Origin of the sequence: Anaerobium acetethylicum, from assembly GCF_900096945.1 — a bacterium.
Lineage (GTDB): Bacteria > Bacillota > Clostridia > Lachnospirales > Lachnospiraceae > Anaerobium > Anaerobium acetethylicum.
Genome location: NZ_FMKA01000001.1, coordinates 568909 through 583218, shown reverse-complemented (window position 1 = coordinate 583218; position 14310 = coordinate 568909). Strand labels below are relative to the sequence as shown.

The 14310-nt window shown below is 40.8% G+C and carries 15 protein-coding genes; 14 read left to right on the top strand and 1 reads right to left on the bottom strand.

What is annotated here, in order from left to right; all coding sequences use genetic code 11:
* Positions 1 to 82 precede the first annotated feature (82 nt).
* A complete protein-coding gene (locus BJR36_RS02600; protein WP_091229642.1) occupies positions 83 to 1681 on the top strand; it encodes a carboxylesterase/lipase family protein in 1599 nt (532 codons plus the stop codon).
* 70 nt (positions 1682 to 1751) lie between these two features.
* Here the strand turns inward: BJR36_RS02600 and BJR36_RS02595 are convergent, their stop codons facing one another.
* The gene (locus BJR36_RS02595; RefSeq protein WP_091229640.1) at positions 1752 to 2393 is read right to left on the bottom strand and encodes a TetR/AcrR family transcriptional regulator; all 642 of its coding nucleotides are present in this window, start codon (positions 2391 to 2393) and stop codon (positions 1752 to 1754) included.
* A gap of 139 nt (positions 2394 to 2532) precedes the next feature.
* Between BJR36_RS02595 and BJR36_RS02590 the strand changes: the two genes are divergently transcribed.
* The 13 genes from BJR36_RS02590 (at position 2533) to BJR36_RS02530 (ending at position 14306) form a co-directional block, all read left to right on the top strand.
* Complete coding sequence (locus tag BJR36_RS02590) at positions 2533 to 3384, top strand: aldo/keto reductase (protein ID WP_091229637.1); 852 nt, start codon at positions 2533 to 2535, stop codon at positions 3382 to 3384.
* A gap of 16 nt (positions 3385 to 3400) precedes the next feature.
* On the top strand, positions 3401 to 4066 hold the full coding sequence (locus tag BJR36_RS02585; protein ID WP_091229633.1) for a response regulator transcription factor: 666 nt from the start codon (positions 3401 to 3403) through the stop codon (positions 4064 to 4066).
* Positions 4053 to 5519, top strand: a complete 1467-nt coding sequence (locus tag BJR36_RS02580; protein ID WP_091229632.1) for a sensor histidine kinase — start codon at positions 4053 to 4055, stop codon at positions 5517 to 5519. Before BJR36_RS02585 ends, BJR36_RS02580 begins: the two co-directional genes overlap by 14 nt.
* A gap of 360 nt (positions 5520 to 5879) precedes the next feature.
* Positions 5880 to 6731: a DUF362 domain-containing protein gene (locus tag BJR36_RS02575; protein WP_334292921.1), complete on the top strand. Its 852-nt coding sequence runs from the start codon at positions 5880 to 5882 to the stop codon at positions 6729 to 6731.
* Positions 6724 to 7620: a permease gene (locus BJR36_RS02570; RefSeq protein WP_091229625.1), complete on the top strand. Its 897-nt coding sequence runs from the start codon at positions 6724 to 6726 to the stop codon at positions 7618 to 7620. The genes BJR36_RS02575 and BJR36_RS02570 overlap by 8 nt, the downstream gene beginning before the upstream one ends.
* Before the next feature lie 99 nt (positions 7621 to 7719).
* The gene (locus BJR36_RS02565) at positions 7720 to 8346 is read left to right on the top strand and encodes a flavodoxin (RefSeq protein WP_242875431.1); all 627 of its coding nucleotides are present in this window, start codon (positions 7720 to 7722) and stop codon (positions 8344 to 8346) included.
* Between the two features lie 69 nt (positions 8347 to 8415).
* Complete coding sequence (locus BJR36_RS20545; protein WP_207648802.1) at positions 8416 to 8562, top strand: hypothetical protein; 147 nt, start codon at positions 8416 to 8418, stop codon at positions 8560 to 8562.
* Complete coding sequence (locus BJR36_RS02560; protein ID WP_091229622.1) at positions 8555 to 9094, top strand: flavodoxin family protein; 540 nt, start codon at positions 8555 to 8557, stop codon at positions 9092 to 9094. Before BJR36_RS20545 ends, BJR36_RS02560 begins: the two co-directional genes overlap by 8 nt.
* A 153-nt stretch (positions 9095 to 9247) precedes the next feature.
* On the top strand, positions 9248 to 9943 hold the full coding sequence (locus BJR36_RS02555) for a flavodoxin (protein ID WP_091229619.1): 696 nt from the start codon (positions 9248 to 9250) through the stop codon (positions 9941 to 9943).
* A 59-nt stretch (positions 9944 to 10002) separates the two neighbouring features.
* Positions 10003 to 10866 carry an aldo/keto reductase gene (locus BJR36_RS02550; protein ID WP_091229616.1) on the top strand — a complete coding sequence of 288 codons (864 nt, stop codon included), beginning with the start codon at positions 10003 to 10005 and terminating at the stop codon, positions 10864 to 10866.
* 113 nt (positions 10867 to 10979) lie between these two features.
* Positions 10980 to 11597, top strand: coding sequence for a flavodoxin family protein (locus BJR36_RS02545; RefSeq protein WP_091229614.1), 618 nt, complete (start codon positions 10980 to 10982; stop codon positions 11595 to 11597).
* Between the two features lie 986 nt (positions 11598 to 12583).
* The gene (locus BJR36_RS02535; protein ID WP_091229612.1) at positions 12584 to 13360 is read left to right on the top strand and encodes a type IV toxin-antitoxin system AbiEi family antitoxin domain-containing protein; all 777 of its coding nucleotides are present in this window, start codon (positions 12584 to 12586) and stop codon (positions 13358 to 13360) included.
* Positions 13347 to 14306: a nucleotidyl transferase AbiEii/AbiGii toxin family protein gene (locus tag BJR36_RS02530; protein WP_091229610.1), complete on the top strand. Its 960-nt coding sequence runs from the start codon at positions 13347 to 13349 to the stop codon at positions 14304 to 14306. The genes BJR36_RS02535 and BJR36_RS02530 overlap by 14 nt, the downstream gene beginning before the upstream one ends.
* Positions 14307 to 14310: the final 4 nt, after the last annotated feature.

Here is a 14310-nt window from a genome sequence, read left to right as displayed (position 1 = left end):
CTATGAAGGACGTAGTCATGAATAGTTACAATAGATTTTGATAATCAGCCTAAACGATAATAATTTGGAGGTTCTGTGGTTCATGGAAGAAAAGAAGACAAAGAATAAAAAGACGAAGAGTAAGGTTGTAAAACGCATTTTAATTGTGCTTGCAGTTATCATTGGAATAGTCATTATTGCCGGAGCGGGGATATTTCTGTATTTCCGCAGCCAGTTTGCAGCTCCCAGAGTCGAGATCGGGGATGTGACAGATGATGCGATTGTCGAAACAGGGGCAGGAAGTGTCAGGGGATATATCAGCGATGGAATCTATACCTACCATGGGATTCCTTATGCTGAGGCGGCGGAGCGGTTCGTACCGGCAGAAAAGGCGACCCCGTGGGAAGGAGTGCTGGACGCAGACCAGTATGGAAAAATATCCCCACAGGGAGCGATTCTTGGCATGCCGGTAAACAATGATACAGATGGAACAGATAATAACTGTCAGAACCTTAATGTGTGGACACCGGGTATCAATGACGGAGAAAAACGTCCTGTCATGGTGTGGCTGCATGGAGGAGGATTCTCCATGGGTTCTGCTAATGATGCCGCAAATGACGGAACAGCGCTCAGTAAAAGTGGAGATGCCGTTGTGGTAGGAGTCAATCACAGACTAAATACATATGGGTATCTGGATCTTTCTGCTTACGGGGAAAAATATAAGTATTCTTCTAATGTCGGAATGATGGATATTGTGATGGCTCTTGAATGGATACAGGAAAATATCGAAAGCTTTGGAGGCGATCCGGAAAATGTGACTGTCTTTGGACAATCGGGAGGTGGAGCCAAGGTGCTGTCACTCATGACATCTCCGCATGCAGAAGGCCTGTTCCATAAGGGAATCGTACAAAGCGGAGCCACAGAGATGATGGGCGTGACCTTCAGCACCAGGGAGGAAAGCCAGAGACTGACTGAGAATATCCTGAAAAACCTTGGTATTTCAGCTGATAACATAGAGGCGCTGCAGACGGTTCCCAATAAGGAACTGCAGGATGCAGCAAGCAGTGCTTTATTGGAAACGGGAGTGGAATTTCAGATTCCGGCACCCTTAAGCGACGATTACGGAATGGAATGGGGACCGGTCATAGACGGTGATTTTATGCCAACGAATCCTGTTACAGAAGATTCCTTCGCAGAAATGGGAAAAGATATACCGCTTCTGATTGGAAGCAATCTGAATGAATGGACAGGAATGAGCGCAGGAGCACGAAACATTGATTTTACTGACGAACAAATGAATGCATTTGCAGCGGCATATCCGAATGAGGATCGGGATGAGGCGGAAGATGTAGATGCTTTTATCCGTCTGCCTATGCTGAAGATCATGTCACATAAGGCAGATCAAGGTGGTGCTCCGGTGTACGCCTATGTATTTACCTATGATGATGGTCTTATGGGTGCATATCATGGAGCGGAAATCCCTTATGTGTTTGCACACCAGAGCGGAAAGCTAAGTGAGCAAATCAGCCAGGCATGGATTAACTTTGCACGAAGTGGCATTCCGGGAGCGGATGGACTTCCTGATTGGGAACCGTATACAAGGGAAAATGGAGCGACTATGCTGCTGGATACACAATCCGAACTGGTATATAACCATGATACAGAGCTGATGCGCCTTTTAGAGCCTGATTATCTATATTAGAGACTAAAGAGACAAAATTTATGAAGTGAACCCCAATAAGTCAGGTTTTTCAGGTCTGACTTATTGGGATTTATTTGTAGTGCCCCAGGCACATAAGCATGAAATTACGGAAATTCTGGAAAAAGTCAATTTTCAATTCTGGTAAGCCAGCTAGTTTCATTGCTTCTGCAACAAGCGGACTGACATGGCAACTGTTATTTAGTCCACAGGCGTGAAACAGCAAAGTCCAATAAAGAGTAGCAGCGTCATCGCCTGATATACCAGGACAATGTTTCATTAAAATTTGTATGACTGGATGAAAGCCGGAGAGAACGGTTTTCTTGAACTCAGCCAATCGTTCTACAGTAACGTTGGTTTCGATTATGGTGGCAAGGATTCCGTAATACCGCAAATAGTCATGATGCCTATCCAGAATGCCGGTCCATAAATGGGCAAACTCTTCATCGGTTAAATCGTCTTTATCTGCGAAAGAGGATACTATGTCGGAAAAATAGTTGTTCTGCTTTTCCAGATATAGCTCCAGGAATATTTCTTCCTTTGTTGTTACATACTTATATAAATTGCCGCGTGACCACCCCAAGGCTTCCGCAATCGTGGTTAATGTAATAGCGTGATATGTATGGTCATGAAAAAGCTGGTCTGTCGCTTTCATGATTTCGCTCATGCGTAGTTGTTTTTGCTCGTTGCTGCGGGCTCTGATAAATTCAGCCATCTGTTTTTCCTCCAATTTGTGTGCACTATCTGATTTTAGTATAACATAAAGAAATATGCTTGACAAGAAACGAAACGTCACTTATAATACAAAAATAAGAAACGATTTGTCACTTAAAAAACAATTTGGAGGTAGAAGAATGGAATTTACAACATTAAATAATGGAATCAAGATGCCAATGGAAGGATTCGGAGTATTTCAGGTACCAGATCCGGCACAATGCGAACAGGCAGTTGCTGATGCAATTCAAGCAGGATATAGATTGATTGATACAGCAGCAGCTTATTTTAATGAAGAAGCAGTAGGGGCAGCAATTAAGAGATGTGGTGTGCCAAGAGAAGAACTTTTTATCACTACAAAATTATGGGTACAGGATGCAGGGTATGAAGAGGCAAAGAAAGCATTCCAGACTTCACTTGATAAGCTGGGGCTCGAATATCTGGATTTATATTTGATACATCAGCCGCTGGGTGATTATTACGGAGCATGGCGTGCAATGGAAGAACTGTATAAAGAAGGAAAGATAAAGGCAATCGGAGTATGTAATTTTTATCCGGAAAGACTGGCAGATCTTTGTTTGACTGCGAAGGTAATACCGGCAGTCAATCAGGTTGAGCTTCATCCATTTTTCCAGCAGGAGAATGCTTTGGCGACTATGAAAGAATTCGGTGTTCAGCCTCAGGCATGGGGTCCGCTTGCAGAAGGAAAACATGGCATATTTACAAATCCAATGCTTACTGAGATGGCTGAGAAGTATGGAAAATCAGTCGCGCAGGTAGTTTTACGCTGGAATACACAAAGAGGAGTTGTAATTATTCCTAAGTCCGTACATCAGAATCGTATCGTAGAGAATCTTAATATATGGGATTTTGAATTATCACAGGAAGATATGAATAAGATTGCAGCGATGGATTTGGGACATAGTGAAATTGTTGATCATAGCAGTCCTGAATTTGTGAAATATCTGCACGGTGCGAAAGTTCACGAATAAGAAAGAAGGTATCATGATGCCAAAATTGCTGATTGTTGATGATGATATACATCTTAGAAAGCTGGTGCTGACCTACGCAGAATTGGATGGGTATCAGTGCGAGGAGGCAGAAAACGGACATAAAGCAATCGAAAAAGTAAATAATACACAATTTGATATCGTTGTACTGGACGTCATGATGCCAGGACTTGATGGTTTTGAGACCTTGGGAGAAATACGGAGGGAGAGTCAGCTTCCAGTTATTATGCTGACCTCCCGAAGTGAAGAATATGATAAATTGCTGGGATTTAACCTTGGAGCAGATGATTATTTAGCAAAGCCATTTAGTCCCAGAGAACTAATGGCCCGAATCGGAGCAGTACTCAAACGCTGCGGGAACAAATCAAGTGATAAGCTTATTTTTGGAGAGCTGTGTATTTCTCCGGGATCGAGAGCAGTAAATATTGGTGAAAAGGCATTTAATTTACCACCCAAAGAATTTGATCTCCTATTATATCTCGTACAGAATGAACGGCTTGTACTCAGCCGCGAACAGCTTCTCAACAAGGTATGGGGATATGAATACTACGGAGATGCACGTACAGTTGATACTCATATCAAATCGCTTCGGGAGCACTTAGGCGAATACAGGAAAGTAATTCAAACTACGTGGGGGGTCGGGTATAAATTTGAATATAATTAAGATTCGCAAGAAGCCGCCCTTGCGTGGAAAGATTGTTCTGCGTTTGTGGATCATCATGATGCTCCTGGTGGCGCTCAGTATCGCTTTCATGTGGATCGGTCAAATATTTTTATTTGAGAAGAATTATTTGAATTCCAAGATTGCCGAAGTGCAGAGCTACATACAGACTTACGTAGAAGATTTAGAAAAAAAGGATCTCGCAGGTAACGATCAGCTTCTTCTTTCTCTGAGCAAGTCAATCAACGGGAAAATGCTGTTGATTGACGGTGACGGAAAGTTGATTGCACTTTACAGCATCGGACATAAAATTTCTGATGAAGAGTCCATGGCATCAATGTCAGAATCAATGAAATATGTGGAGCGGAGCGAAGAATACCAGCAGGTTCTGCAAGGAAAATCCTACAATAAAATCATACGATATAACGCTGATCCAATAGTCCTGGAAATTGGTATTCCAGTATTCTATAATGACCGGCAGGCTTCGGTGATTTTATATCAAACGCTGGATCAATTACACATAGCACTGCGTATCAACCGCAATCAACTGGTCACGCTGAGCATAATCCTGACACTGGTTGCTGCGATGCTGGCAGCATTGCTTTCCCGCCATTTTGTAAAGCCGATCCGCATTATAAAGAGCACTGTCGACAGGCTTGCAAAGGGTGAATTGACGGCGACGCCGGGACTTTCCATGAATGATGAGCTGGGGCAATTATCCGATTCGGTGGAGGAACTTAGTCAGGCTCTCCAGCGGGTGGATATCCTTCGAAAAGAGGTTATCGCCAATGTGTCACATGAGCTTCGCTCACCTTTAGCCCTCGTCAGGGGCTATTCTGAAATGGTGAGGGATATTAACTGGAAAGATGATGAAAAGCGCAATGATAACCTTAATCTTATCATACAGGAAGCCGGACGGATGAGTGAGATGGTCAGCGACATCATGGATTATTCTCAGCTGCAGGCTGGATATGTCAAACTGAAAATGGACTGGTACAATCTGTATGAGATTGTAGAATCTGAGATAGCCCATTGCGAACAGAATGCCGCTGAATATGGAATCACGATTCGGTTGGCGAGTACACTAAATGATATTCCAATTCATGCAGATGCAATGAAAATCTGTCAGGTGATGCGAAATTTATTAAACAATGCCATCAATCATACCGCAGATGGTGGAATGATTGATGTAGTGATCGAGAAATTGAGCAATAAGACAAGGGTCTCTGTTATCAATCCGGGAGAGCCTATTCCGGCAGAGGATCGCGCAATCATCTGGGAGAGATATCAGCGCAGTCAACATCATGGCGGACGCAATAAGGGGACGGGCATCGGCCTTTCCATTGTCAGCACGTTTCTAAAGGATCATGATATGCATTATGGAGTGGATTGTGAAGATGGGCTAACCACTTTTTGGTTTGAGTGTCCAGATTCAGACAACATTTGTGGTAACTAACAACTTAACGAATGGTATAAATATTCGTAACTATTGCGTAGTCCAGTACCGCGAGGTGTTTTTATGCTGGTTTTGCATAAAAATCCGAATTTCATATATATCTACCTCTTTTCTCACAAATTTCTCACAATTTCAAATTAAGGTGTAGTTGATTAAAAAGAATGGAGAGTGAACGATATGAAATTGAAAAAAGTGGGTAGTCTGGTTTTAAGCCTGGTGGTAGTGTTTTCTCTGGCAGCATGTGGCAATTCTCAGACAAGCAGTAATGGTGCCGATGCAGAAGTTGACAGCACAGAACAGACAGCTTCATCTGATACGGGAGAGGAAGACCTAAGGTCAGGGGAAGCATCGGTAGTGTATATGACAACCGATATCAGTCCGGAAGGATTGATGTCTGCTTATCAGGCGCTAAACTGGGCACCTGAAGGAAATGTTGCGGTGAAACTTAGCACAGGAGAACCACCAGCCAGTAATTATCTGAGACCGGAATTGATTAAAGACTTGGTGCAGTCTGTAAATGGTACGATTGTGGAATGCAATACGGCTTATGGTGGTTCCCGAAGTCAAACGGCTATGCATATGCAGGTAGCGGAAGATCATGGATTTACAGATATCGCAACGGTGGATATTTTGGATGCTGACGGGTCTATGAGTCTGCCTGTAGATGGAGGAACTCATCTGGAAGAGAATCTTGTTGGATCACATTTTGCGAATTATGATTCTTATCTGGTACTTTCTCATTTTAAAGGACATCAGATAGCTGGCTATGGAGGTGCTATAAAAAATATCTCAATCGGTCTTGGCTCAAGGGAAGGAAAATGCCTGATCCATACTGCTGGAAAAAGTCATACCAGCCCATGGAGAGGAAATCAGGATGATTTCCAGGAGTCCATGGCTGATGCAGGCAAGTCAGTTTCTGATAGTCTCGGAAATGGGGAAAATATTGTCTATATTAATGTTATGAACAGGATTAGTATAGACTGTGACTGTAATGGGAATCCGGCTAAACCGGATATTCATGATATTGGAATTCTTGCCTCAACCGATCCGGTTGCGCTTGACCAGGCGTGTATCGATCTTGTATATGCTGCGGAAGGCAGCAAAGCTCTTGTTAACAGGATAGAACAAATGAACGGTCTTCATGCGTTGGAAAGTGCAGAAGAAATCGGACTTGGAAGTCGTACCTATGAATTGGTGAGCATTGATGATTGAGATATTGCATCGTGAATCTGTTTATCTCTGGTACTACTTTAATGTACAGCTGGGACAGATATTTCCTTATTGGCTGTTGGGAATGATCATCGGTTCAGTAGTGTCCGTGTTCGGTAAGGAAAGAATTCACCGGCTATTTAGTAACTTACAGGAAAAAAAGTGGGGTATATTTGGTATAGTACCAGCCTGTCTGCTGGGTATCGCTTCACCGCTTTGCATGTATGGAACGATTCCGATTGCCGCATCCTTTTCGGGGAAGGGTATGAGAGACGACTGGCTGGCGGCGTTTATGATGTCATCAATCTTACTCAATCCTCAGCTGATTATATACAGCGTAGCATTAGGAACACAGGTATTGGCAATGCGGATCGTATCCTGCCTTCTATGCGGTATTGCGGCAGGGCTGCTAGTACACATATTCTACAGGAAAACCTCGTTTTTTAACTTTTCGTCCTTTGCAGAATCAAAAAGTCGTGATACGGATCCGAATCTGCTGATCCGACTACTGAAAAATTTTGGACGGAATGTGAAAGCGACCGGATTGTACTTTCTTATCGGAATTGTATTGTCGGCAATATTTCAGAGGTATGTACCAACAGATGCATTTGTTGATTTGTTTGGTGAAAACGAGGGATTTGGTGTACTGATGGCAGCGACGATAGGGGTTCCGCTCTATATGTGTGGAGGTGGAACGATACCTCTTTTACAGCAATGGCTATATGACGGAATGAGCATGGGGTCAGCCGCGGCGTTTATGATTACCGGTCCGGCTACTAAGATTACCAATCTGGGTGCTGTTAAAATCGTACTGGGTTCCCGCCGCTTTATCATGTATTTGATGTTTGTAATTATTGTTGCTCTTATCACGGGGTTATTGATGAATGCATAAGAGTATACACCCTTGGGTTTATGCTGAAACACTAAACGAGACTTCTAAGGAAGTCTCGAATTTTTTATAATAGAGATAAGGAAAGAGGAAGGAGTTTTTATGAACAAAAAGTCAGTCAAAATATTAGTGGTTTTATTAATTCTTGTGTGCGTAGGAGGTGGGTTCTACTATTTTACACATAGAGGCAGTGTTGGGTTAGATAGCGATATTGTAAGCGAAGATTATAAAGTAGCTAAGATAGGCATGGATGGGAAAAGAGTATTAGTTGTATATTTCTCAGAATCGGGAAATACACAGAAATTAGCAAAAACGATATCCGATCAGGTTGGCGGCGATTTCAGAAGAATTGAGCCGGTAAAGCCCTATCCTGAAGGACAGGAATTGTTTGATTATACGGAAGCTGAACGGGACAATGATGAGAGACCTGAATTCAAGGATTTAGACGTAAATATGGATGATTACGATGTTGTATTCGTGGGGTACCCGATATGGTGGTACACGCTTCCAATGATGATGTACACATTTTTTGATGAATATGATTTTAGTGGAAAAACAATTATTCCTTTTAATACGCATGAAGGTTCCGGTGATGGAGGGACATATAGCACAATTAAGAACTTCGAGCCTGATGCAACGGTTTTAGATGGACTTGCCATACGAGGCGGAGATATGCAGTCCGATCAAACAGAAGCAGTCATAAAGTGGCTGGATGAAGTAGTGCACTGACACAAGGTATCTGCATATGGAGTATATGCATTGCTCAAGAGGAATTTTATATCTTACATAACATTACAGATGCACTTTGTATTTTTCGATTACGAAGAACCGGTTATTTTTTATGAACTGGATTTGCTTGCAATAACGATTCTTATGATTTTTGCAGGATATTATCTACAGAAATTATTTGTAAAGATAAACAAGAAGGAGAAACACAATGAGTAAAAATATTTTAGTTTTATCAGGAAGCCCAAGAAAAGGGGGCAATTCAGATCTTTTATGTGATGAGTTCGCAAGAGGAGCTGCAGAAGCAGGCAATACTGTTGAGAAAGTGTTTTTTAGAGAGAAGAAAATAGGTTATTGTACAGCCTGCTACTATTGCAGGGACCATGCAGGGGTCTGTGCCATCAAAGATGATATGTCTAAGATATTGGAGCAAATGCACGGCGCAGACTGTATCGTACTTGCTAGTCCGGTATATTTCTATTCCATAGATGCACAGATGAAAACTGTAATTGACAGAACGCTGGCTCAATGGACAAAACTGAAGGATAAAGAATTCTATTACATTATGACCTGTGCAGATGAAGACAAAGCTGCCATGGATGTGACACTGGAATGTTTCCGTGGATTTGCAGTGTGTCTGGGTGGTTCTCGGGAAAAAGGAGTGGTCTATGGAACTGGAACATATGAAGCTGGTTCCGTAAAAACAAAGAAAGCAATGCAGGAAGCATATGAAATGGGAAAGGGCGTTTGACGGATAATCTGCAAAAAGGACTATATCGCACCAATACCAGGAACCAGAAAGCTGGAGCGGCTCGAAGAAATTGTAAAACAGTAGAACCTTCAAGAATTTGATACTGCTGGCAGAGTAACTAAAAAATAAGTTTTATGAGGAGACGGAATAATTATGAATAACAAAAAAATCATTATGGTATTAATCAGCACATTTCTTATGGGTGTGCTTACCGGATGCGGGTCCAATACAAACGAAACGCAGTCAGAAAAATCAGAGAGCGCGTCACAAACAGGTGTGGTAAGTGATGATTCAAGTAAAGAATCAAACGAAAACGAAGAAATAAATGATAATTCTGATGAAATGTCTGCAGAAACTGAGAGTGAAGGTGGAAAAGTGCTTGTTGTGTATTACTCGGCGTCAGGCAATACAGAAGCAGTTGCTAATACAATTGCAGAAACTATGAATGCAGATATTTTTGAATTAGAACCAGTAGAACCATACAGCGATGATGATCTTAATTGGTCAGATGATAACAGTCGGGTAACCAAGGAGCATGATAATCCAGACAGTAGAAATGTAGAGCTTATAGCTGCAGCCGTGGATAATTGGGAGTCATACGATACCGTGTTTATCGGCTATCCAATATGGTGGGGAATCGCAGCCTGGCCAGTTGACGGATTTGTAAAAGCAAATGATTTCACAGGAAAGACGGTCATTCCGTTTTGTACTGCTGCATCCTCAGGTATTGGAGAAAGTGGTGAACTACTTGCCGAGATGGCGGGAACGGGAAACTGGCTTGAAGGTGAAAAGTTGCGTTCTGGTGCTTCGGCAGAGGATATACAGGCATGGGTAGAAGGTTTGGAATAATAGTATATGTTACATCAGGAACAGGGGAAATGTGCGAAAGGCGAAGGGAGAAATAAATTATGGAATATGTAAAATTAAGTAATGGAGTAGAAATGCCTATATTAGGTTATGGAGTTTATCAGGTAACGAAGGACGAATGCGAAAGATGTGTCTTAGATGCATTGAAGGCAGGATATCGATCTATTGACACAGCACAGAGCTATTTTAACGAAGAGGAAGTGGGCGCAGCAATTGTAAAATCAGGAGTGCCAAGAGAAGAAATCTTCCTTACCACTAAGGTATGGGTTGAACATTACGGATATGAAGAATGCAGAAAGTCAGTTGAGGAATCATTAAAGAAGCTTCAGACAACTTATCTTGATTTGTGCCTGCTCCATCAGCCATTTTCAGATTATTACGGCGCATGGAGAGCGTTGGAAGATCTCTATGAAGAAGGCAGGATTCGTGCAATTGGTATCTCGAATTTTTATCCAGACAGAATGGTAGATATTGCAAGTTTTGCACGTATCAAACCTATGGTCAATCAGGTGGAGACGCATCCGTATAATCAGCAGGTAGTGGCTAAGGAATACATGGATAAGTATGGCGTGCAGATTGAAGCATGGGCTCCATTCGGTGAAGGACGTGGGGGTTTGTTCGATGATGCTACACTTAAAGGAATCGGAGAGAAATATAGCAAGAGTGTTGCGCAGGTGGTTTTAAGATGGCATATCCAGAGAGGTGTGGTTGTTATTCCTAAATCAACTCACTATGAGAGAATGGTTGAAAACCTTAATGTATTTGATTTCGAACTTGCAAGTGAAGATATGGATACAATCGCAGCTCTTGATAAGAAAGAAAGTGCATTCTTCTCACATTATGATCCGGCAATGGTTGAGTGGTTCGCAAAGATGGTGGAAGAGCGTAAAGCGAAGAAAAGCTAGCAGTACGGAAGGAACATGAAAACCTTTCAGCTAGTGCAGGGTGTATGCGGCACACAGCTTACATCACATGCAGCTGCAACTATGAAAATATAAAACGAAAAGAGGTTGTCTTGATGAAAGTATTACTAATTAATGGAAGTCCAAATGCAAAGGGATGTACTTACACGGCGTTATCAGAAGTTGAAAAGACATTGAATCAGGAAGGGATTGAAACAGAAATTATCCATGTAGGACATAAAGACATCAGAGGCTGTATTGGCTGCCGTAAATGTAAAACTACGGGTAAATGTGTTTTTGATGATATCGTGAACGAAACAGCCCCCAAACTGGCAGAATGTGATGGGATAGTGGTCGGTTCTCCCGTTTATTATGCATCTGCAAATGGAACGCTGGTTTCATTTGCAGACCGATTGTTCTACAGTGCAAACTGCGATAAGACGATGAAGGTTGGAGCAGCAGTAGTATCGGCAAGAAGAGGTGGTACAACAGCTACTTTTGATGAGCTGAATAAGTATTTTACAATATCAAATATGCCAATCGCTTCGAGTCAGTATTGGAATATGGTACATGGATACACACCAGAAGATGTCTACGCAGATAAAGAAGGATGTCAGATTATGCGCACGCTGGGTAAAAATATGGCGTTCTTAATTAAGAGCATACAGCTGGGTAAAGAACAGTATGGTCTTCCGGAGAAGGAGGAACATATATTCACGAATTTCAGCAGATGATAATGAGTAGGAGGCCTGCGTAATAATAGAGGAACAATCAAAACATTTGGAGATATCCAGTATATTTGGCAAATCGCTTGTAAAGAATAAAGAGGATTTAACTAGTTTAATCAAAAAAGGCACCACAGAAGTGTGACAATTAAGAGAGGGATTCAAAAGACTTACACACTAAAAAAATAAAGTAAGGGATTGGAATTGTAACAAGATTCCAGTCCCTATTTTCGTGCCTATCTTGTTTCAGTAACAGAACCTGGTGGAAAAACAACCGTTTATACCTATGACAAGGTGGGCCACCGTTTCTGTGAGACCAGTGACAACCTGTGGATTCGTAACGGTGACCACTTATGAATATAGTAGGCAGAACTGGTTGATTATTACCCGTCATTAGGAATTAAAGCGAGGGACTGGCTTGAAGAAATTTTAGAAAAGATTAAAGAATATCGAGTAGCAGACCTATCATCCCAACAGCACCGATAATATGGCTGAAAATAAAATATTAATCGATATTTGACCCTATGAACACATCGGAATCTGACAATAAATCATGGTAAGTTAAAAGAAAAAAGGAACAGGCAGTGAGTTGAGGTATTGCCCTGTCTTAATACCTTGTTTTTACTATAATTATTACTATAATCCGAATCCTGTTGCTATGTTCTCAAATTCAAGAGCAAAAGCAAATTCCCGAAGAATTTCTTTTCTGCTGGTTTCACTTTTTGAATTATTTTTTATTCCTTTGTGAAAGCAAGCAATGATCTGGAAGCTCTGGAGCCATAGGCAGAGAATCTCAGATACCATGAGATGTAAAGGGGTACTTGGGATTGTGCAAATCATACAAGTTTAAAAATTGAAAAAATTAGTTTAATAACGACCTGAAATGTCATGAAAATAAACTTGCATTAATTTCAAAAAGTGATATTATAGTTTAAAAACAAAGAAAAATAGTTTGTGTATGAACTATTTTTAGCAGAAAGTAAACGGAGGATGATATGAATCTATACTTTGAATTAATGCAAGTACCAGTATTTACAATGGAAGATGTATGTAAATATTATGATAAAGATAAAATAGAAAGTGCACGCTCAGCAGTTAAGCGGCTCTTGAAGCAAGGAACTGTAGTTAAAATACGGAACAATATGTATACCTGTATCAGCGGAGAGACTGGTGCACCAATTGCCAACCGATTTCAAATTGCCAGTAACATTACACCAACATCCTATGTTTCTCATCATACGGCAGTGGAGTATTATGGTCTGGCTGATCAGGTCTATTATGATGTGTATGTTTCTTCAGAGACCAAATTTCAGTCTTTTGAATTTGATGGCTATACCTACCAGTGCGTTCTGGCAAAATGTAAGCTGGGCATTGAATCTGTGAAGTATAGTGGGGGTATAAAAGTGACGGATAAAGAGCGCACATTAGTAGACACCATCAAAGATATGGATAAAATATCTGGATTAGAGGAAACGATTGCAAATATCCAGGGACTGCATAATTTGCAGGAGAAAAGAATCGTACAGTATTTAGAAGCGTATAACAATCAATTTTTGTATCAAAAAATGGGATTTCTGTTGTGGAATTTAAGGAAACAACTTGGTTTGTCAGATGAATTTTTTTCATTATGCAGACAAAAGATTGGAAAAAGCAAAAGGTATCTAACCAAAGATACCAGTGATGCGGTATATAACGATACCTGGAAAATAGTTGTACCAAAAAGTATTTCACATATAAAGAACGGAGAGGAGATTGTAAATGATGGAATATAATAAAGCGCAGATCGGACGAATTGCAATGAAAAACGGTTTTGTTCGAGATACGTTTGAAAAAGTACTTCGATTAAAGGAAATACTGATGTTTATCAATGAACAGGAATACCTGAGAGAACATCTTTTGCTAAAAGGTGGAACAGCAATTAACATGACAGTATTCAATCTTCCAAGGCTTTCGGTTGATATAGACATGGATTTTGTACAAAACTATAATCGAGAAGATATGGAGATATCCCGAGAAAAAGTAACACAAATACTTAAGGAATATATGCTGCAAGAAGGATATCAGATTTCACCAGCATCAAGATTTAGTTTTAGTTTAGATGCATTTCATTTTCAATATCAGAATACTGGAGGCAATAGAGACAGTATTAAGATTGAACTGAATTATTCGCTCAGATCGCATATTTTCGAACCAGTAAAGAGCAGGATATTAACTGATATTTTTGAAGATGAGATGGAGATTCTTACACTTGCACCTATGGAGATATTTGCTGCAAAGGCAAATGCATTAATGAGCAGAGCTGCGGCAAGGGATTTGTATGATTTTAATAACATGGAGTATTTTGGCTTGTTTGGTGAATCGGAGCAAGAGCTGTTTCGTAAATGTATTATATTCTACAATACAATATCCCAGGAAAAGGTAAATAAAACATTTGACACATCGGCAATCGAGACCATTGATTTTTCGAAAATTAAAAGAGATTTATTTCCGGTACTTCGAAAAAAAGATAACTTTGACTTGGACGAGAGGAAGAAACAGGCTAAAAGATACATAAAGGAACTTATGATTGTAACGCCTGAAGAAATGGAATATATGACTGCGTTTGAAAATAAAGAGTACAAACCAGAACTTTTATTTCAGGATGTGAAGATAATTGAACGGGTAAAAGATCATCCGATGGCAATGTGGAAGATGAGGCAGCCACCAGAACTGAGATAACAGT

What these genes read in the sequence shown, in the direction of transcription:
- BJR36_RS02600 (WP_091229642.1), top strand. Translation starts at nt 83, where the DNA reads ATGGAAGAAAAGAAGACAAAGAATAAAAAGACGAAGAGTAAGGTTGTA.
- BJR36_RS02595 (WP_091229640.1), bottom strand. Translation starts at nt 2,393, where the DNA reads ATGGCTGAATTTATCAGAGCCCGCAGCAACGAGCAAAAACAACTACGC.
- BJR36_RS02590 (WP_091229637.1), top strand. Translation starts at nt 2,533, where the DNA reads ATGGAATTTACAACATTAAATAATGGAATCAAGATGCCAATGGAAGGA.
- BJR36_RS02585 (WP_091229633.1), top strand. Translation starts at nt 3,401, where the DNA reads ATGCCAAAATTGCTGATTGTTGATGATGATATACATCTTAGAAAGCTG.
- BJR36_RS02575 (WP_334292921.1), top strand. Translation starts at nt 5,880, where the DNA reads ATGACAACCGATATCAGTCCGGAAGGATTGATGTCTGCTTATCAGGCG.
- BJR36_RS02570 (WP_091229625.1), top strand. Translation starts at nt 6,724, where the DNA reads ATGATTGAGATATTGCATCGTGAATCTGTTTATCTCTGGTACTACTTT.
- BJR36_RS02565 (WP_242875431.1), top strand. Translation starts at nt 7,720, where the DNA reads ATGAACAAAAAGTCAGTCAAAATATTAGTGGTTTTATTAATTCTTGTG.
- BJR36_RS20545 (WP_207648802.1), top strand. Translation starts at nt 8,416, where the DNA reads ATGCACTTTGTATTTTTCGATTACGAAGAACCGGTTATTTTTTATGAA.
- BJR36_RS02560 (WP_091229622.1), top strand. Translation starts at nt 8,555, where the DNA reads ATGAGTAAAAATATTTTAGTTTTATCAGGAAGCCCAAGAAAAGGGGGC.
- BJR36_RS02555 (WP_091229619.1), top strand. Translation starts at nt 9,248, where the DNA reads ATGAATAACAAAAAAATCATTATGGTATTAATCAGCACATTTCTTATG.
- BJR36_RS02550 (WP_091229616.1), top strand. Translation starts at nt 10,003, where the DNA reads ATGGAATATGTAAAATTAAGTAATGGAGTAGAAATGCCTATATTAGGT.
- BJR36_RS02545 (WP_091229614.1), top strand. Translation starts at nt 10,980, where the DNA reads ATGAAAGTATTACTAATTAATGGAAGTCCAAATGCAAAGGGATGTACT.
- BJR36_RS02535 (WP_091229612.1), top strand. Translation starts at nt 12,584, where the DNA reads ATGAATCTATACTTTGAATTAATGCAAGTACCAGTATTTACAATGGAA.
- BJR36_RS02530 (WP_091229610.1), top strand. Translation starts at nt 13,347, where the DNA reads ATGATGGAATATAATAAAGCGCAGATCGGACGAATTGCAATGAAAAAC.